Source organism: Aerococcus loyolae (genome assembly GCF_002871915.2).
GTDB lineage: Bacteria > Bacillota > Bacilli > Lactobacillales > Aerococcaceae > Aerococcus > Aerococcus loyolae.
In genome coordinates this window covers 94,493-119,115 of sequence record NZ_CP126958.1, presented here as the reverse complement: position 1 = coordinate 119,115, position 24,623 = coordinate 94,493, and the positions used below count along the sequence as shown (strand labels likewise).

Sequence of the window (24,623 nt, the reverse complement as noted above, 5' to 3'; positions counted from 1 at the left end):
AAACGAGCTTTCGCTTGAAAGCTCGCTGGGAGAAAAATATAAAGAAATTTATTTGGACTGTCTTTATCATAACGACCATTTGTGAAAAAGCTATGAATTAATTAGGCAAATGTTTCTAAATTTTGTGATTTTTCAGCTAAGGCCAAGAAAAAAGCCGAAGCTATACACTTCGGCTAAAAATCGCTTCTAAAAGTTTGCGGTTTTTATATAAGGCTTATTTTTTCTTCTTACGGTCGAGACCGAGGCAGCCTAATCCTGCTAGGAGTAGGGATAAACCGACTCCTGTTACAGAAGCAACCGCGCCAGTTTGCGGTAAGACCGAAGCCACTTGCACTGATTGGTGGCTTGGTGTCGAGCTGGTCTTATGACTAGCTGGACTGAGGCTAGCAGATGAGGCTGGGTCAAGAGCTGGATCTTCACCTACCGGTTGATCACTTTGAACAGTGCCTGCTGGCTGCTTATCTGTTGAGGAATCTCCCTCTGAATCTTTATCTTTTGAGATATTTTCCTCTGGAATCTCGGCTCCTGGGGTAGGATTTCCTGGTGTATTGTCATCGGATGGATGTTTTTCTGGAACTCGACCATTGGAGCTTGATCCGCCCGGTCTATCGGGGTCAGAAGTTCCTTGACCGGGTTTCTTGTCTCCTGGTTGAGGCTCTTCTGATGTTTGACCGTCTGGCGTATTATTGCCAGGTATTTTGTCACTTGAGGATGGATTTTCCGGTTGATCACTTCCTGGAGTTGGATCTCCTGGTTGCGGTTTTTCAGGATTGCCTTCCTCTGGAGTGTGTCCACCTGGTGTGGTGTTATCGCCAGGTTTGTCCTCATTTGGCTTGTCGGTATTTGGTTTGTCTTGGCCAGGTTGATCTGGTTGACCAGGAACTGGGCAGATTGGGCAATCCGGTCCCACTTCAATGATATGATCAAGAGCTGCGACTTCATTATGACGGTCTGCTTGGAGGGGTCCGTCAGCTTGGCCGTTCTTAATCTTTTGGGTGAAGGTGACATCATAAGAGCCCTTAACCCCTTCTTGAACGGTCTTCACTTGACCTGGTTTCAAGTTCTCATTGCGGCGAACAATCACCTTAAAGGCGGTCTCGAAGTGTTCCGTATGGCTGACTTGACCAGTAAAGTCTTTGCCACCCAGCTTAATGATCTCGGTCACCGGTTCTTTGGTCACGACAACATTTGGACTGCCGACAAATTGAGAATTCTCAATCGTTACGGTAGTGGTCTTTTGACCCACTTGGCCAGGGGTTTCCACCTTGTATTCACCCTTAGGCAAGCTTGGATCAACTTCTACTTTCACCTGGAATGGAATTTCTTCCGTATGGGTGTAGCTTCCGTCAGTCTTGGCACCAATGCGGACAATTTTCTTGACTGGCGCCTTGGTTTGAGTGGTTTGACCAGGAGTAGACTCGGTCACTTGACCATTGACAATGGTATGGGTAGTTGGGGTTTCTTCTTCCCCGACAACCCCTTCTTGGTCCACAACTTCTGTCCCTGGGGCCAGACTTGGATCCAGCTTGTATTCCACTTCAAATGGCACAGGATTCTTGTCTACTGTGGTAAAGCTTCCGGTAAAGTCCTTGGTCCCTACCTTAACAATATGTTTGGCTGGGGTTACTACCGGCACTTCTTCAGTCACCACTTGACCGTTAACCACTTTGTTGACCAGTTTGGTGGTCACATGACCTGGAACAACTTGGACAGTTTCTACCTTGCCCTTGTTCAGATTTGGATCATATTCAAAGATGGTCTCAACTGGAACATCCTTGTTGCTTTCATGGGTGTTGCCTGCGACTGGCTTAGTACCCACTTCGATAATGTGAGCTTTTGGTGCGGTATAAGCGCCGTCTTGGCTGACGGGTGCCCCTTCCGCTTGGCCGTTCTTGAGAGCTTGAGTATAGTCCGTGGTCTTAGAACCTGGAACGCCTGCTTGGACGGTCTTCGAGGTTCCCGCTGGTAAATCAGGATTTTCTCTGATTTCAACTGGGAATGGCACTGGGCAAGTATTGGAGAACTTGTAGTCGCCGGTAAAGTCTTTAGCCCCAACAACAATCACTTGTTTGGCTGGAGTCACCACTTCTTCGGTTGTGGTTTCGATTTGACCGGTTTGTGGGTTGAAGATGTTCTTAATCTTGGTTTCCACCTTACCTGGGGTGTAGGCCCCTTTCTCAACTATGCCCTTGTCCTTAGTATTGTCGTAGACGTATTCAATCTCGGCTGGGACTTCCTTGACTCTCGTTTCAGCATTTTCCGGAGCCTTGGTGCCGACCTTGATGATATGGGTCTTGGGTTCGATGCGGGCAATTTCTTCCGTTTTCAGTTGGCCGTCAGCTGCCCCATTCTTAATAGATTGACTGTACTTGGTGGTCTTGGATCCATTTTCACCTTTTTGAACTTCTTGGATTTCAAAGAGTGGGAGGTTTGGATCTTCTTGGATTTCCACCTTGAATGGCAATGTCTCAGTGACATTATGGGAAACTTCTCCAGTAAAGTCTTGGTCACCGACTTCAATAATATGTTTGACCGGTGCCTTGGTAATGGTCGTGCTTGGTGAGCCGACCACTTGAGAGTTTTCGATGGTTACCGTGGTGGTTTGTTCACCGGGTTGACCCTCTTGAAGGACTCTGGTTTGGCCCTTCTTGAGGTCAGGAGCCTTCCGCACTTCGACTTCGAATGGGAGAGCGTCCTTGTGGGTGTAGGTGCCATCGGTCTTGGCTCCAAGGCGGACAATCTTCTTGACTGGTGCCTTGGTTTGCTTGGTCTCACCTGGCATCGATGCGGTCACTTGACCGTTGACAATTTGATGAGTGGTTGGAGTTTCTTCTTCACCCGGAACCCCTTCTTGGTCAACAACTTCTTTTCCTGGGGCCAGGCTTGGATCGACTTTGACTTCCACTTCGAATGGGATTGGGTCTTTGTCGACTGTGGTGAAGTTTCCGGTCAGATCTTCATTACCTACTAAGATGACTGCCTTTTGAGGGACCTTAGTGGTGGTGAAGTCTGAGATATTGGTTACTTGAGAGTTTTCAATGGTAAGGGTTCTTTCCTTTTCACCGGCTACCCCTCTTTGTTCTAGCCCGTCTACTGTAGCGTACTTCCACTCGCCCTTCTTGAGGGTTGGATCATACTTGACTTCCACTTCGAATGGGATGGTATCAGTATCCTTGAATGATCCAGTCGTTTTCGCGCCGATTTCGATCACGCGGTCTTTCGGTTCTTTGACTGTGGTGTAGTCACCGACGACTTGTTCGCCCAGTTTGCCATTAGTGAAGGATTGGCTAACCGTCCGTTCCTTGAGACCAGTATTACCTGCCTCAACCACCTTGATTTCATTTGGTGCCAAGTTCGGGTTGATGGTCACTTGGGTATGGTTTGGAATCACGTCGGTATCCTTGTATTCAAAGTTTCCAGTGTAATCCTTGGTCCCAACGATGATTTGTTGCTTGGCTGGAGTCACCACATTTTCAACCGTGTTGACCACTTGGCCGTCAACTACCTTGGAAACGACCTTGCTTTGGGTCGTGCCAGGAGTGACCTGACCGGCTTCAATAAAGCCCTTGTCCTTGGTGTTGTCATAAACATATTCTACTTCAACCGGAACATCTTGTTGGATTGGGGTTTCCGTGCCAGAAACTGGCTGGGTGCCGACTTCGATGACCCGGTTAACTGGGTCCACGCGGTTGGCTTCCGTCTTCACCAAGTCCCCGTCCGCTTGGCCATTCTTGATGGCTTGGCTGTAGGTGACATCAACAGAACCTGGCTTGCCTGCTTCAAGGACCTTGGTCTCGCCAGCTTTGACGTTGGGGTTGTAGCGGATTTCCACCGTATTCGGTACTGGTACCGTTTCGGTATGGGTCACTTGACCGGTGAAGTCCTTGTTGCCGACCTTGATTAAAGCGTTGGTGGCAGGGATTTCTTGAGTCACCTTGCCTTGGCCGACCACAGAGTTGGTAATTGGCCATTCGGTGGTCCGTGAACCCACTGCGCCTGGAGTCACGATTTCATACTTGCCGGCTTGGATAGCTGGGTCGTATTCTACCGTGTAGCTAAATGGCAGTTCTTCGGTGTAAGTATGGACACCTTCTGTCTTAGCCCCCACTTTGATCTTGCGGTTGACCGGTGTCTTAGTTTGAACCGGATCAGAAACCACTTTCTCACCAGGAACGCCATTGGTGATGGTTTGACTTACCTTGGTGGTCGTTTCGCCTAACTGGCCTTTTTGAACTTCAACCACTGCATTTGGAGCCAGACTTGGGTCCACTTCAACTTCGGTTTCAAAAGGCACGATATTGGTGTATTCGTGGCTGAATTCCCCGTTATAGCCTTGGGTGCCCACAATAATCTTCTTATTGACTGGAGCCTTGGTTTCGGTCGTGGTGGTGGTTCCTGGGGTCACCGTGCCATCCGCAGCAGTTACTGGAGTAGTCTTGGTTTCTTCACCAGGGACACCTGTATTTGGCACGACTTCTACCGTACCAGCTGGCTTGGTATTATCGTATTCGATTTCCACGTCGAATGGTTTTTGGTTGGTGGTCGTCACAGTGGTAGAGCCAGTTAAAGGCTTGGTGCCGACCCGGATGATGTGTTCTTGAGGCGCGCTTTCGGCTTTGACAGTTGAAGTCAGGGCGCCATCCGCTACCCCATTCTTGATGGCTTGGGTATAGGTCGTGGTCTTAGATCCTGGAACCCCTTCTTGGTCGACATGGTAAGTGCCCTTGTCCAAGGTTGGGTCTTCAACAATCTTGACTGGGAATGGCACTTTTTCAGTGACATCGTGGCTCACTTCGCCGGTAAAGTCTTGGTCGCCCACTAAAACAACCGCATTAGTAGCTTGCTCATTAATGGTTGGCTCAGAAGTAGCGGTCACTTGAGAGTTTTCGATGGTCAGGGTCTTGGTTTGACTGCCTGGCTTACCTGGGGTTTCTACCTTGTATTCGCCCTTCTTCAAGCTTGGGTCCTTCTTGACTTCTACTTGGAATGAAATTGGCTCCGTCACTTGGTAGCTACCGCTAGACTTAGCCCCGATGCGAACGACACGCTTAACAGGATCTTTTGTTTGGGTACTTTGTCCTGGTGTCGAAGCGATCACTTGACCATTTTGGATGGTGTGGGTAGTTGTGGTGGTCTTCTCACCGAGTTCACCTGGATTTTCCACTACTTCCTTACCGGGTTCAAGGGTGTTATCGACAATATATTCGGTTTCATAAGGAATCAGATCCTTGTCCACCGTTTCAAAGCTACCCGTGTAGTCTTTTTGGCCCACCTTGATCACCGCATTGACTGGAGCCACCGTTTCCACAGCAGGGTCACCTACAACCTTAGAGTTTTCAATGGTCCAGGTCTTCTTGTTAGAACCCGCTTGTCCTGGGGTCACGACCTTGTAATTTTCGGTCGCGTCAGGGTAGTTCTTGTAAAAGTCCGGATCGAATTCCACTGTGTATTTGAATGGAATCTCGTCGTTATCGACAACGGTGCCAGTGGTCTTGGTGCCGACTTTGACTTTCTTAGGCCGAGCTGGAGTCGTGGTAGCCTTCGTGATGTTGACCGCACCAGTTTGAGGGTCTCTGGTTGTCTTCACGGTAACTACACCGTCTTGGCCTTCTTCCACAACGACCGGTTCAGCAGTCGGTTCCATGTTTGGATCCACTTCAACTTCAACAGGTCGAGGAATCGTCACGGTTTCTTCAACGGGCTTAGTCCCAACCTTCACCAAACGGTCTTGTTTCTCCTCAATGGTTTCCGTCCGTTTTCTGAAGAGTTGGTCACCGGCCGTGAATTGGCCAGTCGCTGGGTCAATTAAACCTTTTTGGCCGTTGATGACATCTTGTTCGAAGATAGTCCGTTCCTTACCGACCTTACCTGGGGTCACCACTTGGATGGTCCCTGCAGGCAGAGTCTCGTCGATAACCTCCTTAGTTTCATAAGGAATTAACTTGTCGTCGGTATCAGTTACGGTCGTCTTATATTTTGGACGGGCGATGAATTGGGCTTTGACAAATTCTTCCTTGTGTTGACCAGATTTAGGATCAGTATAGTTGACCTTAACCGGAATATAGACATTCTCGCCACCGATAATGTTGGCATCGGTTGGCACAGTGGCGGTTACCGCACCAGTTTGTGGATCAATTTTAACACCATGCCAGACATTGCCATGGTCGTCCTTGTAACCGCCTGTTTGAGGTACGAGTTCAAAGGTTTTAGGATCTAATTTCTTAGAATCTTGAGGAATTTCTGGGATATTGGTTAAGTTATCTCCCTGATAACCCACTTCCGCATGATATTCTGGCTTGTTATTGTTAGAATCTTGGACCACAAAATGGAACCATTGGAGGTCGGTTGATCCGTTGGTATAAGTATAGGTAATTAAAATGGGAATAAATTCCCCAGCTTTGGCGTCTGCTGGAGCTGTGACCTTGAGCTTAGAAATATCACCAGGGGTAGATTCTACCTTCCAGCCTTTTTCTTCAGCTTTTTTGACGAAGTCTGGGTCAATGACCCCGGTTGCAAATTTCTTGTTACCGGCCACATTCATTTCTTCATAAGTTTTGCGGTTAGGTTCGATGGCAGGGTCCATGTCCTGGTCGGTGATAAAAATAACCTTATCTTGTCCTGGACGGATTGGAGTTACTTTATCGGTTTTCTTTTCAAAACCTTGGTTGAATTTTTGGTCGTAGTAACGGGTATCGTCTAGGTTGATGGTGATCGAACCTAAATCATTGTAGTTGTCATAACGCGCGATGCCTTGCTTATCGGCAATAACTTCCTGACCATTGTGGTTGAGGGTTTGAGTGCCTGCACCGGTTTCGACGTATTTGTAGGCCCACTCATCATCATAAGGAGTTCCATTTTCATCATTCTTTGCATTTACAACACCAACAAATTCTTCCTTTGTTCGTGGGCGGGCAAAGAAACGCGCTTGTAAACTTTGAATACCCTTAAATTTATCCGTATTAAAGATGGAATAATCTGGACTGTCGGGATCTTTCGAACCTTCCAAAGCACCCTTAGGCATTGCAAAGATAATCTGACCTAGTTGAATATCGTTACCGAGTTTACCTTTCATTTCCTCGATATTCTTAGGTGTGATGATAAAGGCATTAGCTTGAGGAACAATAGATCCATCAGGATGGTAAACTTGTCCCACTACTCGATCATAGTCAGCAGGGTCGAGATTTTCAATATGAGCTCCAGTCTTAACATAACCTTCTTTGACGGCAACACGATTGACATTAGTGTCTCCAGCCACCTTTATAATAGATAAGTTGGCGTTTTCATTTGGATAGGGGTTGACACCAAAAGTAACAGCAAAGTTTCCACCCTCTAAAAATTTAGTCCCATTTTGGTTATCTTTAGTATATTTATCCCTAAAAGAGAAGGTAGTTTCTTTATTGTTATGGTTATTTATATATTTAAGATCATCTTCATTAAATGTTGAATTTAATGCTCTCTGTCTACCTGTTGTAATATTTACAGTTGTAGTAGGGGTGAAATTAGTACTCTTACCATTGATATGAGTAGGCTGCCCTACTTCTTCATATGGTTTTACTTTCGGTCTTATAGGTACACCTTTCTTAGAATCAGTGATTCCTATCAAGTTATAGGTTCTTTCAGAGTCATTCCGGTCAATCGAAATATCAATCCCATAATCTTTTTTCTTATCATCAGGGGTATTTGCTGATGGATTTAGTACCTTATGTGTCACCCCTTCAGTCTTACCTTCTGTTTCCGTAGCAGAATAGGAAATCCCATTATTCGCCAATTCCGACTGTCTATAGTGGCCCACATTCTTCTCATTTTCTGAGTAATTTGGGTTGTCTGGGTTAGCCGCTACTATCGGACCGTTGACAGTGTCGGCAGGAAGGCCGGATATTTTGGCGTCTTCACCGGATGCGGGTTGGTCGGTGTTAACTGGTGTCCCTTCTGCGGCGTAGAAGCCAGCTTGGTCAGCTGGGTTCACCGCGTCAACAGCTAGGGCCGAACTTGGCTGGCTAGGCTGTTCTGCAGCTTGCACTTCTTGGCCTTGACCAGCTAAGAAGGCAGCAATGGCGACACTTCCCACCCCCAAGGTAGTTTTTCTTATCGCATATCTATAATTCTTCTCCATTGTTCTCCTCCATGCAATCGAAGACTTTAACTTATACAATATTACACTAATGATATAAGTTAATTTAGTTAAACTATATATTAACATCTTAAAAGCATAATTAAATTCTTTTTTTATTTATATTAAAGCTACAGTGATCCTACTGTATAATTAGCCCTAATAATACCCCAAATAATACTAAGAAACCAATTTTTTAGCTTAAGTTGACAGTAAATAAACAATATTTGTTCTAGTCTGTCTTTTATTGCGTCTTTCCTAGGAACAAAGGCAAAGAATTCGTCAAAAAATGCCACACCCAAGCGGATGTGGCATTGTTGTTAGCTATCGATAAAGTACATTAACGTTTATCTAATTCTTGTTTTAAGAGTTTGTTTAAGACTTGTGGGTTAGCTTGACCCTTGGTCTGTTTCATCAATTGGCCAACTAAGTAACCCATGGCTTTCTTCTTACCAGCCCGGTAGTCTTCGAGGGATTGTGGGTTATTATCAATGACTTCGTTAATCATTGGTAGCAAGGTTTCTGGGTCAGAAATTTGAACCAGACCTTCTTTTTCCACATATTCCTTAGCAGAGCCGCCATTTTCGGCCAAGTGCTTGAAGACTTTCTTACCAATTTTTGAAGAAATGGTTCCATTGGCAATCAAGTCGATCATTTCGGTCAAGTTCTCTGGAGTTAGTCCGATTTCATCTAAGGTCTTTTCATTGTCATTCATGTAGGCGGACACTTCACCCATCAACCAGTTGGAGACTTGCTTAGGATCGCCACCCAGTTTAACCGCTTCATCAAAGAAGTCGGACATGACTAGGGTTTGGGTTAAGACCATAGCATCATAGTCTGGGAGGTCGTATTCTTCCACATAGCGTTTCCGACGTTCAGCTGGCATTTCTGGGATAGATTTTCTAATTTCGTCCAACCATTCTTCACTAACGGTAAATTCAGGAAGGTCAGGTTCTGGGAAGTAACGGTAGTCGGCTTCCCCTTCTTTCACCCGCATGAGGACGGTTTTTTGGTTATCCTTGTCCCAACGGAGGGTGGATTGAACGACCCGGTCACCACGGTTTAAGACTTGGGCTTGACGTTTCTCTTCGTAAGCTAAACCGCGACGGACGTTGGAGAAGGAGTTAAGGTTCTTAATTTCGGTTTTGGTCCCGAATTCTTCTTGGCCATAAGGGCGCAAGGAGATGTTGGCGTCACAACGCATGGACCCTTCTTCCATCTTCACGTCAGAAACATCGATAAACATCATGGTTTCGCGGATTTTTTCCAGGTAAGCGTAGGCTTCTTCTGGTGAACGCATGTCAGCTTCAGAAACAATTTCTACTAAAGGAGTTCCTTGGCGGTTTAAGTCCACTAAGGTATCGCCTTCATCGTGGATACTCTTCCCAGCGTCTTCTTCTAAGTGGATACGTTCAATGCGGATACGTTTGGTTTCCCCGTTTTCGAGTTCAATATCCACATAGCCGTGTTCCCCTAAAGGACGGTCTAATTGGGTAATTTGGTAGGCCTTAGGGTTGTCAGGATAGAAGTAATTCTTCCGGTCAAAGCTTTGGACCGGGTTCACTTCACAGTTCAAAGCCAAAGCAGCCCGTAAGCCAAATTCAACGGCGTGGTGGTTGGTTACTGGTAGGACACCAGGGTAACCCCAGTCAATAACGTTGGTTTGGGTATTAGGATCGGCACCAAAACTGGTGGGTGTTGGGGAGAAAACTTTGGATTGAGTTTTTAATTCCACGTGGATCTCTAAGCCAATAACTGATTCATAATTCATGTAATAATCTCCCTTCTACTCTGGATGTTTGGTATGGTGGTCGGTAGCTTGTTCGTAGGCATAAGCGGTCTTGTACAAGGTCGCTTCATCGAAGTAGTTACCAATTAATTGTAGACCAATTGGTAAGTTATCGCTGTCAAACCCACAAGGCACCGAAATACTTGGTAGGCCGGCCAAGTTCACAGGAACGGTTAAGAGGTCAGCTAAGTACATTTCGATTGGGTCGTCGGATTTTTCACCGAATTTGAAGGCGGTTGAGGTGGTTACTGGACCAGCAACAACATCATATTTTTCAAAGAGTTCTTCAAATTCTTGACGGATCATGGTACGGACCTTACCGGCTTTCTTGAAGTAAGCGTCATAGTAACCGGATGATAGGGAGAAGGTCCCTAACATAATCCGCATTTTCACTTCGTCACCAAAACCTTCTGAACGGCTGCGTACATAAAGGTCTTCCAGGTCTTGGATGTCGTCAGCGCGGTAGCCATAGCGAACCCCGTCAAAACGTTGCAAGTTGGAAGAAGCTTCTGAAGAAGCCACAATGTAGTAAACTGGAATCCCGTATTTTAAGAGTGGGAAGTGGACTTTTTCCACGATAGCTCCCATGGATTCAAGTTGGTCAATGGCTTTTTCTACGCGGTCTTGGACGTCGGCTTCAATTCCGTTAGTGAAGAATTCTTCAGGAACAGCGATCCGTAAACCTTCAATACTGTCACCTAATTGGGCGGTGAAGTCAGGCACTTCAATGTCAGCTGTAGTGGAGTCACGGTGGTCGTGGCCGGCAATGGCGTTAAGTACCAAGGCGTTATCTTCAACGGTTCTAGTCATTGGCCCAATTTGGTCTAAGGAAGACCCGAAGGCAATTAAGCCCCAGCGTGATACCCGACCATAAGTAGGTTTCATCCCCACAATCCCGTTATAGGCGGCTGGTTGGCGGATAGAACCACCGGTGTCAGAACCTAGGGAAGCGACAACTTCACCAGAGGCTACAGCAGCTGCAGATCCACCGGAAGAACCACCTGGTACCCGGCTGGTGTCCCAAGGGTTTTTACTTGGTCCAAAGTAAGAAGTTTCTGTAGAAGACCCCATAGCAAATTCGTCCAAGTTTAACTTACCAATAGTAATAGCACCAGCGGCTTCTAAGGCTTCCACCACAGCGGATTGGTAAACGGGGACGAAGCCTTCCAAAATACGGGAAGAAGCGGTCGTTTCAATCCCTTCAGTAATGATGTTGTCCTTAATCCCGACTGGAATCCCTTGTAGGGGACGGTCAGTGGAATAGCCTTTTTCATCACTGGCTTTTGCGGCTGCAAGAGCGCCTTCTTCATCTAAGCAAAGAAAGGCCTTGTAAGTTTCATCGAGTTCCTTAATACGGTCAATGGTAGACTGTACCAATTCAACGGCAGTGATTTCTCCATCGACCAATTGTTGGTTTAAGCCTTTAATGCTTTCATCAAATCGACTCATATGGATTAATCCTCACTTTCATCAAAACTGGCTGGTACGACGATAAAGCCATCCCGTTTGGTTGGCGCATTTTTTAACATTAAGTCACGATCGGTACCTGCTTCAGGTTTATCATCGCGCATAATATTTTTTAGGTTGATACCGTGGGTCATGACTTCAACCCCTTCAGTATCCACTTCAGAGAGTTGTTCAACCATGTCGAGGATTTCAGTAAAGCGGTCGTTCATGGGACCTACCTCTTCGTCAGAAAAGGATAGTTTTGCAAGTTGTGCCACGTGTTTAAAGTCTTGTTCGCTGATAGACATAATGGCCTCCTTTTTTCTTTTTCAAAATATTTACTGTTCTATTTTAACATAAGTTCTTAGGGCATTTTTACTGACTTACTTATTCTTGTAAAAAAATCTCACAAATTAAGGGTGGATGCGCTTGTCGCACTCTTTCTTAATAAACGGTGTATTGGAATTTGCCTTGGCCAGACAGGCGGGTGATGTTGGCGGTCATTCGGCTTGGGCCTTCAACGGTTACCTGCATTTGCACGTCTTTGGGATAGATGGCGTCCAGGCTAGCGATGACGTGTTGGACCAGAGCGATGTTTTCGGTATAGCCGTCAAATGGGGTGTTGATATGGAAGTCAATCCCATTGAGCTTGCCGTTATCGTATTGACCGACACCCACAATCCCGCTCAATTCAGGGAAGAAGGATTCGATTTCACCACGGAAGCGGCTGAATGAGGTATTATCTTCCTCGCGTGGGGCTTGGTCGACCCCGTAGACCACGTATTGGCGGTTATATTGCTTCCACTTACCTAGTCCTGCTCCTGGTTCAGCAATGGCTTCTGCCATATAAGCCCCGCCCCCGAGACTGTTTTGCTTATCGTTATAAAAAAGGGCGATTTGAATCGGGGTTTGGCCGTATTTGCCTTCTTGGCGGATACGCTCCACGATAGTTTGGGCCATGGCCTTGCCTTCTTGGAGGGCTTGGTCGCGGCTAATTTCTATGGTTTCTTCGCTATCCTTGTTTTGGAAGCGGTCTTCGGCATTCATGGCCAGACCGAGACTAATGACTTTCAAGTCATAGTCATCCCCATTTTCTTGCATTAAATTGTATTCCAAGATGGAATTCAAATAACGGGGTTGGAATTGATCGCGGTCGCTCGCGGCGCTGGCTTCAGGGTTGAGCCCTTCAGGATTGTCATTTGACTTGGGCTTGAGCCAGGAAGTGATCTTATCTTTGGATAGGACTTGACCTTCCGCCAAGGAATACTCATCGGTCGGATAGGCATTCTTCATTAATTCATAGAGGCCCCGTTCCATATTTTCCAGGTTGGCCTGGCTGGTCCGACTAGACAGGGTCCCCCGGCTGTTACTTAAGGGATAGCTGCCATCTTTGATAGCGGCAGGATAGTAAGCCTCGGTAAGGGTATTCTTCTTACCACTTTCTTCCTCTTCACTACTTGATTCTTCCGTGGTTTGGGTTTGCCCAGCGGTTGATTTGGGTTGGGCGTCCCTCCCACAAGCTACTAACAGGCTCAGTGACGCTAAGCCAAGCACGATCATATGTTGGATGCGTTTTTTCACGGTATGCTCTCCTTTATCACGATATCTGTAGAGTCCATACTATTCTAACACGAAATCAAGTGACTAAGCATCTTCTAGGTGACTCAACATCTCTTCTTCATCAAAAATTAAAATATCTAAGTTTTGGGCCTTGGTCAATTTACTACCGGCATCTTCTCCAGCCACAACCACATCGGTATTCTTAGAGACTGAACCGGTAACTTTTCCGCCCTGAGCTTCAATGAGGGCCTTGGCTTCTTGGCGGCTATAGTGAGTCAGTTTACCGGTTAAGACCACGGTTTTTCCTTGCCAGAAGGAGTCCACATTGGCCAAAGTTTGCGGGCTAGCGCCGAGGTAGGTCATATTAACCCCCCGCTCACTCAGGCGGTTGACTAGGGCGGTCACTTCATCGTTAGCAAAGTACTCCACCACACTGTCGGCAATGATTTCACCAATCCCATCAATGGCTGAAATAGACTCCCGTTCAGCGGCTTGGAGGGCTTCCATAGAGCCAAAGGTCATAGCAATGTCACGCGCCGCCTTAACACCCACATGGCGGATACCTAAGCCAAAGAGAAGCCGTTCCAAGGAATTCTCCCGGCTCTGATCGATGGCTTGGAGGATGTTTTGGGCCGACTTTTCCTTAACCTTGTCTAAGGTCAGTAAGGTATCTTCGTCTAATTGGTAGAGGTCACTGGGGTCTTTGACATAGCCCTTCTCGTACAATTGGGTAATAACTGCTGGCCCCACCCCGGTAATATCCATGGCATTACGAGAAACAAAGTGGAAGAGTTTCTCCTTGGCCTGGGCCGGACAGGCGGGATTGACACAGCGGAGAGCCACCTCATCTTCTAAGTGGACTAGGTCACTGTGACAGATTGGACAGGTCTCAGGTTCTGGATAGGGCTGGCTATCAACATCCCGGTCTTCCGTCACCACGCTAACCACTTCAGGGATAATATCCCCGGCCTTATGGATCATCACGGTGTCGTTAAGGCGGATATCCTTAGCTTGGATCAAGTCCATATTATGGAGGGAAGCCCGTTGCACGGTCGATCCTGCGACTAGAACCGGATCCATGACGGCAGTAGGGGTGACTACCCCGGTCCGCCCTACTGTCCATTCAATATCACGGATGATGGTCTCGGCTTGTTCAGCGGGGAACTTATAGGCAATGGCCCAGCGTGGGGCCTTGACGGTATAGCCTAATTCTTCCTGTTGGTCAAAATCATTGACCTTAATCACAATCCCGTCAATATCATAGGCCAGGTCATGGCGGACCTGACTAACGTGTTCGACATAGTCCCAAATTTCTTCCTTACTGTGGGTCAACTTAAATTCTGGGTTCACTCGAAGGCCCCACTGAGGATAGCTGGTCAACAGTTCCGCTTGGCTATTGATCCCAGCCTCGGCGGGTAGGACGCCAGTATAGAGAAAGACGTTCAAGTTTCTCTTGGCAGTCACTTTGGGGTCTAATTGACGAACCGAACCCGCAGCTGAGTTACGCGGATTAGCAAAAGTCGCCAGCCCGGCAGCTTCCCGTTCTTCATTCAATTTGGCAAAGGAGGCCTTGGGCATATAAATTTCTCCCCGGACTTCCACACTTAAGGGTTCTTGTAAGCGGAGGGGAATGGAGGAGATGGTTTTTATGTTATTGGTAATATTTTCTCCCGTATTACCGTCACCCCGGGTCGCCCCCCTAACCAAACGGCCGTCTTGGTAGAGGAGAGAAACAGACAGACCATCAATTTTCATCTCGCAGACAAATTCAGTATCTGCTCCAAATTCCTTTTGGACCCCGTCTACCCAGGCCATTAATTCTTCCTGGCTAAAGACATCGCCCAAGGACAGCATGGGATGGTCAAAGTGAACCTTATCAAACTTTTCATTTAAGACATCCCCAACCCTTTGCGTGGGGGAGTCGCTTTGAATCAAGTCAGGATGGCTGGCTTCCAGTTCTTCGAGTTGGCGGTAGGTCTTGTCATAGAGGTCATCACTGACACTGGGTTGGTCTAAGACATAGTACTCATGGGCATAGTGGTTTAACTGGTCAACCAGTTCTGCCATTCTTTCCTGGACCCCTTGGCTATTTTCCTGAGCTTGCTCTTCTTTTGTCACAGCAAAACCTCCTAATCTTCTTTACTAATGGGTGCAAAGGCCGCTAACAAGCGCTTAATCCCCTGCCCCTTAAAAGCGATATCTAATTCTTGGTCATTGTCACTGCCAGTCACCTTGACCACGGTGCCTACTCCCCAAACCTTATGGCGGGCCTTATCACCCACCTGCCATTCTACTTCTTCACTGCTCTTGCCTTGAGACTGGCTGGGTCCCTTAGCAAAAATAGAACGTTTTTCTTGGGCTTTGACCGCAGACTTGGAAAGCCGGCTTCTGCGATTATAGTAGGCCGGCCGGCTGGAAGAGAAGCTCCCCATTGAGAGCGGGCTATGGTCTTCCTTAGCTAAGAGTTCATCGTCAATCTCAGTGATAAAACGTGATTCTGGATGGCTCTTATGTTGGCCGTAAAGCATACGAGAATAACTGTTAGTAAGATAGAGCTCCTCTTCTGCCCGGGTAATCCCCACATAGGCCAGGCGGCGCTCTTCTTCTAATTCTTCATCGTCCTCACTGGCCCGGGAAAGAGGGAAGATCCCCTCTTCCATACCGATGATAAAGACAATGGGAAACTCCAGCCCCTTAGCGGCGTGGAGGGTCATGAGGTTGACTTGACCCTCTTCTTCATTGGACTCACTATCATCCAAGTCAGAAACTAGGGAGAGGTCGGTAATAAAGGCCAAGAGGGCATCATCACTAGCATCCGCACCCGGATCTAAGCCCAGCAAGGCTGTTTGACCGAGTCCGGCATCTAATTCTTCAGGACTCAAGAGCGAAACTTCACCAGCCTGGTCATCTTGACTAGAATCCTCCATGATATTCACCGGTTCAACCGGATTTCCAGCTTGGTCAGTCTGGGTAATTTCGGCCAGGGCTTGGCGTTGGTCGGCTTCCTTCTCCCAGCGTTCGTCAAAGGCTCGAGTTACAGACAGGAATTCTTCAATATTTTCAACCCGGGCGGTCGCTTCCAAGGTCTTTTGGGCCTTGAGGTCGGCTAAATAACCCGACTTATCTAAGACCTCTTCAGTAAGGTCAGTGATAGTGAGGAATTCTCTTTGTTTTTGCAAATTAGTCATCATGTCCGCAAACTTTTTGAGCGACTTGGCCCCTTTTCCTGAAATGGGCGCATAGTCTACCTTTTGAGCGGCCTGTAAGAGGGTTAGTCCGTGCTCACTAGCAAAGAGGCGTAACTTATCCAGGGTCCCTGGCCCGATTCCCCGTTTTGGAACATTAATAATCCGGGTGAAGGACAGGTTATCTTGGGGATTGGTTAAGAGACGCAAGTAAGCCAGGACGTCCTTAATTTCCTTACGGTCGTAGAACTTGAGTCCGCCGACAATCCGGTAAGGAATATTGGCCTTGACCAGGGCTTCTTCCATGGTCCGTGATTGGGCATTGGTCCGGTAGAGGATGGCAATGTCCTTGTATTGGTAGTTCTTGTCAGTCGTGGCTTGGCGGATCTTATCCAAGACATAGTGGCTCTCATCTTGTTCGTTTTGGGCCCGGTAATAGTTAATCTTGCCACCGTCCTGGTTATCGGTCCAGAGTTTCTTGGCTTGGCGGTGGACATTATTTTGAATCACTTCATTGGCCGCCTTGAGGATGGTCTTAGTGGACCGGTAATTCTGTTCAAGGAGAATCACCTTGGCTTGAGGGTAGTCCTTTTCAAAGTTCAAGATGTTCTCCATATTGGCTCCACGCCAGCCGTAGATACTTTGGTCAGCATCCCCCACCACACAGATATTCTTGAAGTAATCCGCTAAGAGTTTGACCAAGCGGTATTGGGCTTCATTGGTATCTTGGTATTCGTCCACGTGGATATAGTGGAATTTTTGTTGGTAGTAGGAAAGAATTTCTGGTTGTTCCTTAAATAAGCGGACCGTCAACATAATCAAATCATCAAAGTCCAAGGATTGGGCGGCTTGGAGACCAGCTTGGTAGTCTTCATAGAGATCAGCGACAATATTCTCAATAAAACCGGTATATTCTTGGCGGTATTCCTTGGGCCCTAAGAGATTATTCTTGGCATCAGAAATTTTCCCTAAGATCATCTTAGGTTTGAATTGCGTGGTATCGAGATTATGGTCCTTCATGATCCGTTTAATTAAACTTTGTTGTTCAGCAGGATCAGCAATGGTAAAGGAGCGAGAGAGACCGATAGCTTCTGCTTCCCGGCGCAAAATCCGCACACACATGGAGTGGAAGGTACTTACCCACATGGTATCTGCGGCTTCGCCGACTAAGTTTTTCACCCGTTCCTTCATTTCATTGGCGGCCTTATTGGTAAAGGTAATGGCCAGGATATTCCAAGGCCGGACCGCTTTTTCTTCTAATAAGTAGGCCATGCGGTGGGTGAGGACCCGGGTTTTACCTGATCCCGCCCCAGCCATAATTAAGAGGGGGCCTTCTGTATATTGAACTGCTGCTTTTTGTTGTGGATTGAGACCGTCGATTAATTGATTAATATGGGTCATACCAAACCTCCGTTCTGATATTCTTTAATAGTCTATCACTTCTATAACCCACCATCAAACAGTTTAGATATAGAGTGAGACGGGCGCGCCAAAGATCGATAGCACTGGAGCTAAATAGCAAAAAATTCTTGAAAAGAATTTCTTGCTATTTAGTGAAGTGGAGATCGATCTGCACCCGGAGCACGTTTAAATAGAGTGCGAGCTGACGACAAAAAAGTGAAACGCTACGCATACTAGATCTGTAACTCGCTCCGCTTCGAACAGCTATAGCAACTGGAAGAAATAGGCGGAAATCCTTGAAAAGGATTGCCTAATATTTCTGAAGTGGAGTTCACTTTTGTCAGCGAGCAGGTTTTAATAAAGTGTGATGGAACAGGTTCTAACAAATTATTTATAATTTAAAAAGAAGCTGATTTTTTTCAGCTTCCCTATTTCTGTTTTTTAGTAATTAATTTGTTGCAAGATCAGTTTATTAATCCACATGCGGATATACTTATTAGCCTGTGGGTAGTCACCGTCTTTGAGGGCCTGGATAAAGGGTGGATAGATGTTCTGCATGTCTTCTAACTCCGCTAAGAAGCGTTCTTCCCGTTTCTTGGCTTCGTTAATATAGAGTTCATGCAGATTTAAGACCGTATCCAAGGTTACCCGGCGGAAGTAAGCATTGGAATGATAAGAAACCAAGAGCTGGAAGAGCTTGGCCTCAGCATCATAATAGTCATTTATCTGGTCAATGGTCTTATCCCACTTTAAATGGTGGGCGATTTCGTCTAACTGCTTAGTATTTACCGTGATTCCTTTATTTTCCATTTGCTTAAAGAGGGCCGTCACCAAGAGCTCAATAAACTGGAGCCGTTCCACAATCGCCTTAGAATTAAGGGTATTTTTACAAACCACGGCCCCCTTATAGGGCTCAATCCGGACATATTTTTCCTTGGCCAGTTGGTCTAGGGCCTTGCGAATGGGGGTGCGCGACATATCCAATTGTTTAGCTAAATCATTTTCTTTTAAATGAGTTCCTGCTAACAACACGTTATTATCAATTTGTTCTTTCAAATAGCGATAAGCTTTCTCCTTATAACTCATAGACTTAGCCATTCTTGCTTCCTCCCTCGCAAACGTTAAATTTCCTTTTAATGATACCAAAAATTATTAGCTAAATATATTTCTTTTTTTGCTTAGGGATCAAATTGCATGAGACCGTAACTTTCAATTAAGTGGTTCAATTTGTCCGCATAGCCTGGGTCTGTCGCATAACCCGCCTCAGCCAGGGCCTTGGTTGCCTGGCGGTAATGACGCGCTTGTCTGACACCTAGGTAAAGGTCGGGGTTCCAATCGGTGCCATTAACCATTAAATTGCCATGGTCAATCACCGCACTCTGCCAATCAGGATAGACCTTAAAGTGATCGGTAATGGTTACCCAGCCCCCGGGACCATATTCCTGAGTCGACAGGGCCACACTGGGTTCCCCTGCACCTGCCTTACGCCCAAAAAGATTCCCATACTGGCTGGCCAACTGGCTCTTGCCAAAGTCCGATTCCAAAATGGCTTGAGCAATGACTACACTAGGTAGGACTTGGGACTTAGAGTAATTGAGGGTAGCATAATTACCGATTTGGTTGATAAAAGCCGCCTCTTGATCACTCATTTTCTTATCCTTCCATTGGTAGGCAGAAAAATTAAAATAAGGCAAGTAGTGATTGGCACAGTAGGTCAAACCAAGTAAAGAGAGGGCCACTAAGATCATCACAGCCACTTGCTGCCTTTTTTGCTTGGGCCAAAAGCGCTTTTTAAGTCTTACTCTAGGCCGTTTCTTTCTTTTACGCGCCACCGGGCCTCCCCTTTCACCTCTTAAGTCGAGTGGTTGATCTTTTTAGCCACGACTTATTGATCTATCTTTAATTGTATCATTTTCCCCAGCCTAAGCCCATTAATTTCCCAAGAAGATCAAAATCGTCAAGAAAAAGGCTGTTTATTAAATAGTAAAAATTAAAGAATCTAAAAAGGGGCTGTGTTTGATCACAGTCCCTTTTCTTAGATAATATGTTTTAAACTTCATTGCTCTTCTTTGAGGTATTCAATAATTTCGGCGCCACTTTCTTCAATGGACTTGTACTCAATGTCAATGACATGGGCGCCTAATTCCCGGTACAAGTCACTAGCCGTCACCAATTCATATTTAATCCGTTCCAACTGGCTATACTTAGCATCTGATGTGAGTCCCAAATATTTCAAGCGGTTGCTTCGAATATTCATAATGTATTGGGGTGAAGCCATTAGACCAAAGACCTTATTAGGGTCAAGCTGGTAGAGTTCTTCTGGATAGCGAACCTCTGGAATCAAGGGATAGTTAGCCACCCGATAGCCCCGGTTAGCCAAATAGAGAGACAATGGGGTTTTGGATGACCGTGACACGCCCAAGATAACAATATCCGCTTGGGCGAAGGCCTTCTTGGGATAGTTCCCATCGTCATACTTAATGGCAAATTCCACTGCTGACATCCGGGCTAGGTAAGCGTCATCTACCTTACGTAAGCCCCCAGCCTGTTCCTTAGGACTTAGGCCAGTGGCTTGGCCAATCCCCTGGATCAGCTCATGGAGAAAGTTAATATAGGTGAGCTGATGTTCTTTGGCATATTGGCGGGCAAAGCGGTCCAAGTCGTCATTGACAAAGGTCGCTGCTACAATCGCTTTTTCTGCCTGGGCATCACGGAGAATTTCGCCTAACTCCTCCTGGGTCTTCACAAAGGGATAGCGGCGCAGGTCGCTCTTCAAGTCGGGAGCGAATTGGGCTAAAGCCGCCCGGGTCACCTGCCGGGCCGTTTCTCCGACAGCGTCCGATATGATAAAAAATACTTGCTTGGCTTGTGTCATAAGTCTCCCTCACTCGCTAAGGTATTAACAAAAAATTCGACTAAATGGCTTTTGGTAATCTTACCAAGAACTTGGTAGTCCTCACGGTTATTGACGACCGGTAGGGAATCTACCTTATGGTCTACTAGGAGCTTCCCTGCTTCCAGGACTAGGGTCTCTTTTTCCACGACCACAATGTTGGGCATCCGGGTCATGATCAAGGCCACCGCAGGAGATTCACTTTGACTCTTAGTCGCCAAGGACCGCAATAAGTCTTTTCTAGAAACCAAGCCTTGGAGGTGTTGGTCCTCATCGGTCACATACAAAGACCCATTATCATAGAGAAACATGGCTGTAATGGCCTCGTAAACCGTGGTCTTGGCTGAAATATTGACTGGACTGGCCATGAGTTCTGCCACCTTGACCTCGCTCAATTTCTGACCTAATAAGGGATCAAAACCCAGGCCGGTATAAAAGTAGCCCACTTTAGGACGGGCATCCAAGATTCCAGTCATAGTCAGTAAGGCCAAGTCACTTCTTAGGGTCGATTTAGACAGGCCAAATTGCTTGGCAATGGCCTCCCCACTAATGGGTTCTTGGTCTTTGACAATGGCAATGATTTCTTTTTGTCGGTCAGTGAATTGCATAGCTTACCTCTATTCTGCCAGTGAACTTAGCCCCTGATCCTGTTTTCTCTAGTGGCTTCCTTCTGCTTGCCTGATGGCGGATTGGGCGGCGGCTAATTGAGCCAGGGGTACCCGGTAAGGCGAACAGGAGACATAGTCCAAGCCCACTTGGTCAAAGAAGTGAATTGAGGCGGGGTCGCCACCGAGTTCCCCACAAACCCCAATCTTGAGCCCGGCTTTGGCCTGGCGGGCCTTTTCAACCGCAACTTCGACTAGGGCGCCTACCCCTTCTGGGTCGATGGTTTGGAAGGGATCTTGTGCCAGGGTGCCGTCTTCTAGGTACTGGTTAATGAATTTCCCGGCATCATCCCGTGAAAAGCCATAGGTCATTTGGGTCAGATCATTGGTCCCAAAACTGAAGAAGTCCGCCTCTTGGGCTAATTGATCGGCAATGAAACAGGCTCTAGGAATCTCTATCATTGTACCAATTGTGTAAGCGATTGTCACATTTTCCTGGGCTAGGAGCCGGTCAATGACTTGGCTGAGGCGCTTGCGTAAGCGCTCTAACTCGGGCTCCACACTCACCAAAGGAATCATGATCTCTACTTGAGGGTCTAGACCCTCTGCTCTAGCAGCAATGGCTCCATAAATAATGGCTTCCACTTGGCGGTCATAGAGCTCAGGGTAAGTCATGGCTAAGCGGCAGCCCCGGTGTCCCAACATAGGATTGACTTCAGCCAGTTGCACCATCCGGCTCCGCAATTCTGCTTCACTGATGCCTTGGTCAGCCGCCACTGCGGCCACTTCCCGGTCACTCTTGGGCATAAATTCGTGGAGAGGTGGGTCCAGCAAGCGAATCACCGCTGGAGCCTCTTGTGACAGTTGGAAAATCTTAGTAAAGTCTTCCACCTGATAGTCACGGATCTTCTCCAGGGCAGCCTGACGTTGGTCTTCATCAACTGAGAGAATAAAGCGGCGGATCTCCCGCAAACGCTCGGTCTTAAAGAACATGTGCTCAGTCCGGACTAAACCAATCCCATCCGCTCCAAAGCTAAAGCCGGTTTGAATATCTTCAGGGGTTTCAGCATTCATCCGCACTTTGAGCCGGCTATATTTTCTCGCCCAGTCCATCATTTTTTGGTAGTTTTCGTCCGTGTTAGACAGGGCGGTAGGGATTTCTCCCAGATAGAGTTTCCCTTGACTACCGTCCACTGAGATGGTGTCACCTTCCTGCAAGTGCCCACCGGGATAATAAACCACCTTAGCCGCTTCATCAATGGTCAAGTCACTACAGCCACTGACACAGCACTTCCCCATCCCCCGAGCAACCACAGCAGCATGAGAGGTCATTCCCCCATGGGCGGTAACGATGGCTTCTGCTGCAGACATGCCTTCGATATCTTCTGGCGAGGTTTCATTGCGCATCAGAATGACTTTTTTGCCAGCGGCCTGCCACTCTTTGGCCTTTTGGGCACTGAAGACAATTTGTCCTGAGCCAGCTCCCGGACTAGCTGCCAAACCTAGGCTGGAGAAAGCCTCTGCCTGGGCCAGGGCTTGGGAATCAAAGGAAGGATGGAGCAATTGGTCAATCATGGATGGTTCAATTCGTAAGAGGGCCTCTTTTTCATCGATCAGACCCTCTTCCACCATATCGACAGCAATCTTAACGGCAGCCTTAGCTGTTCGTTTTCCGTTCCGGGTTTGCAGGAAATAGAGTTTACCCTTTTCAACAGTAAATTCAATGTCCTGCATGTCGTGGTAGTAGCCTTCCAATTGTTTAGCCAGGTCATGGATTTCTTGGTAAATTTCAGGCATTTCTGCTTTCAAGTCTTCAATAACCGCTGGGGTACGGATACCGGCCACCACATCTTCTCCTTGGGCATTGACCAGGTATTCACCGAAAAGCTTGCTTTCCCCAGTAGCAGGATTACGGGTGAAAAGAACCCCAGTCCCACTCTCTTGACCGCTATTACCAAAGACCATTTCCTGAATATTGACGGCAGTTCCCAGATCATGAGGGATATGGTTCATCTCCCGATAGACCCGGGCCCGGTGGTTGTTCCAGGATTTGAAGACAGCCTTGACCGCTTCATAAATTTGCGTCTTAACCTCTTGGGGGAAGTCAAAGCCTAGTTGGTCTTGGTAAACCTTTTTGTAGGCGGCCACTAATGCTTTCAATTGGTCTACTTTTAATTCATGGTCAAAACGAACTTGGGCCTTGGTTTTTTCTTGGGCTAAGTGCTCTTCAAAGAGTTGACTGTCTAAGCCGTAGACCACATTGCCATACATTTGTAAGAGACGGCGGTAACAGTCATAAGCGAAGCGCTCATCTTGGGTGATTTGGGCCAGGCTCTCCACATTGCGGTCGTTGAGACCCACATTGAGAATGGTATCCATCATCCCCGGCATAGATTCTCTGGCCCCAGACCGTACCGACACCAAGAGTAAGTTTTCAGGATCATTAAAGGCCTTCTCAGTAGCACTTTCCAGGTCAGCTAGTGCTTGGTCAATAGACACTATGACGGGATCACTTAATTCTTCACTGTCTTCCTGGGCTAAGTAATCTAGGCAGGCCTCAGTAGTCAGGGTAAACCCCTTAGGAACGGGAAAACCTAGCCGGGTCATTTCCGCCAGGTTAGCCCCCTTGCCTCCCAAGAGATCACGCATCTTGGCAGACCCCTGGTTAAAAGCATAAATCACTTGTTTCATTGGACTTCCTCCTTTTATAAGACGGCTTATTAAGATATATAATGTGTACTATTAGATTATATAGTGCATCACATATAATTAGCAAGCGCTTTCTTATTAAGAAATCCTTAATTTGGCTCTAGAATATGAGCATTGGTTCTGCTTTTGAATAAAACAAAACCCTTAGTCACTGTGATGGTTGTCACAGCGGCTAAGGGTTTTATGCTAGGTCTTTATTATTCATTTAAGGAAGGGTTTAAGCTCCCAGGTAAGCTTTTTGGACCACTTCAGAAGACAGGAGTTCTTTTCCGGTTCCGGAAGCGGTAATTTTACCCACTTCGAGGACATGGGCGTGGTCAGAGATTTCTAAGGCCGCCTTAGCGTTCTGTTCGATCAGTAAGACGGTGGTATTCAACTCACTATTAATGGTTTGAATAATTTCAAAAATTTGTTGGATGTAAATCGGCGCTAGACCCATGGAAGGTTCATCTAAGAGCAAGAGCTTGGGACGTGCCATAAGAGCCCGAGCCATGGCCAGCATCTGTTGCTCCCCACCAGATAAAGTCGCCGCGTCCTGGTTGAAACGTTCTTTCAGAATTGGGAAATAATCAAAGTAACGTTCCATATCGCTGGCTAAGTTATCGCGGTCCTTACGGGTATAAGCTCCCATCAGTAAGTTTTCCTTGACGGACATGCCGCTAAAGACATGACGGCCTTCAGGCACTTGGGAGACCCCAGCTTGAACGATTTGGGCACAGGACTTGGTTTGTAAGGGTTCATGATTGTAGAGAATTTCCCCTTGAGTCGGTTTCAAGAGTCCAGAAATCGTCTTTAGAATGGTTGACTTTCCGGCCCCATTGGCCCCAATCAAAGAAACAATTTCCCCTTCATTAACGGTAAAGGAAATGCCCTTGATGGCTTGGATCATCCCATAGGCAACCTTGATATTTTTGATTTCTAACAT

At 46.9% G+C, this 24,623-nt stretch carries 13 protein-coding genes; all 13 read right to left on the bottom strand.

Translation table 11 applies throughout. From position 1 onward, the window contains the following. Positions 1 to 214: 214 nt before the first annotated feature. The 13 genes from CJ190_RS00480 to CJ190_RS00420 all read right to left on the bottom strand — a co-directional run bounded on the left by CJ190_RS00480 (position 215) and on the right by CJ190_RS00420 (position 24,623). Positions 215 to 8,113, bottom strand: a complete 7,899-nt coding sequence (locus CJ190_RS00480; protein WP_070598103.1) for a G5 domain-containing protein — start codon at positions 8,111 to 8,113, stop codon at positions 215 to 217. 337 nt (positions 8,114 to 8,450) lie between these two features. Continuing rightward, positions 8,451 to 9,881: an Asp-tRNA(Asn)/Glu-tRNA(Gln) amidotransferase subunit GatB gene (gatB, locus tag CJ190_RS00475; RefSeq protein ID WP_060777541.1), complete on the bottom strand. Its 1,431-nt coding sequence runs from the start codon at positions 9,879 to 9,881 to the stop codon at positions 8,451 to 8,453. Between the two features lie 15 nt (positions 9,882 to 9,896). Beyond that, positions 9,897 to 11,348 carry an Asp-tRNA(Asn)/Glu-tRNA(Gln) amidotransferase subunit GatA gene (gene gatA / locus CJ190_RS00470; protein ID WP_064293299.1) on the bottom strand — a complete coding sequence of 484 codons (1,452 nt, stop codon included), beginning with the start codon at positions 11,346 to 11,348 and terminating at the stop codon, positions 9,897 to 9,899. Positions 11,349 to 11,353: 5 nt separating this feature from the next. Beyond that, positions 11,354 to 11,653 (bottom strand): Asp-tRNA(Asn)/Glu-tRNA(Gln) amidotransferase subunit GatC, encoded by a 300-nt coding sequence (gene gatC, locus CJ190_RS00465; RefSeq protein ID WP_060777539.1) that lies wholly within the window; start codon positions 11,651 to 11,653, stop codon positions 11,354 to 11,356. A gap of 136 nt (positions 11,654 to 11,789) precedes the next feature. Next, complete coding sequence (locus tag CJ190_RS00460; RefSeq protein ID WP_064293298.1) at positions 11,790 to 12,926, bottom strand: CamS family sex pheromone protein; 1,137 nt, start codon at positions 12,924 to 12,926, stop codon at positions 11,790 to 11,792. Positions 12,927 to 12,989: 63 nt separating this feature from the next. Next, entirely contained in the window at positions 12,990 to 14,972 is a 1,983-nt protein-coding gene (gene ligA / locus CJ190_RS00455; RefSeq protein ID WP_064293478.1) for an NAD-dependent DNA ligase LigA, read from the bottom strand. Between the two features lie 62 nt (positions 14,973 to 15,034). Next, entirely contained in the window at positions 15,035 to 17,491 is a 2,457-nt protein-coding gene (locus CJ190_RS00450) for a UvrD-helicase domain-containing protein (protein WP_064293297.1), read from the bottom strand. Between the two features lie 441 nt (positions 17,492 to 17,932). Then, positions 17,933 to 18,589 (bottom strand): GntR family transcriptional regulator, encoded by a 657-nt coding sequence (locus CJ190_RS00445; protein ID WP_060777536.1) that lies wholly within the window; start codon positions 18,587 to 18,589, stop codon positions 17,933 to 17,935. Between the two features lie 80 nt (positions 18,590 to 18,669). Next, complete coding sequence (locus tag CJ190_RS00440) at positions 18,670 to 19,323, bottom strand: glycoside hydrolase family 73 protein (protein WP_082888632.1); 654 nt, start codon at positions 19,321 to 19,323, stop codon at positions 18,670 to 18,672. Between the two features lie 224 nt (positions 19,324 to 19,547). Next, the gene (locus CJ190_RS00435) at positions 19,548 to 20,366 is read right to left on the bottom strand and encodes a pyruvate, water dikinase regulatory protein (RefSeq protein WP_064292704.1); all 819 of its coding nucleotides are present in this window, start codon (positions 20,364 to 20,366) and stop codon (positions 19,548 to 19,550) included. Then, positions 20,363 to 20,992: a helix-turn-helix transcriptional regulator gene (locus tag CJ190_RS00430; protein ID WP_064292703.1), complete on the bottom strand. Its 630-nt coding sequence runs from the start codon at positions 20,990 to 20,992 to the stop codon at positions 20,363 to 20,365. The genes CJ190_RS00435 and CJ190_RS00430 overlap by 4 nt, the downstream gene beginning before the upstream one ends. 48 nt (positions 20,993 to 21,040) lie before the next feature. Further along, positions 21,041 to 23,680: a pyruvate, phosphate dikinase gene (gene ppdK / locus CJ190_RS00425; protein WP_064292702.1), complete on the bottom strand. Its 2,640-nt coding sequence runs from the start codon at positions 23,678 to 23,680 to the stop codon at positions 21,041 to 21,043. A gap of 235 nt (positions 23,681 to 23,915) precedes the next feature. Next, a complete protein-coding gene (locus CJ190_RS00420) occupies positions 23,916 to 24,623 on the bottom strand; it encodes an ABC transporter ATP-binding protein (RefSeq protein WP_064292701.1) in 708 nt (235 codons plus the stop codon).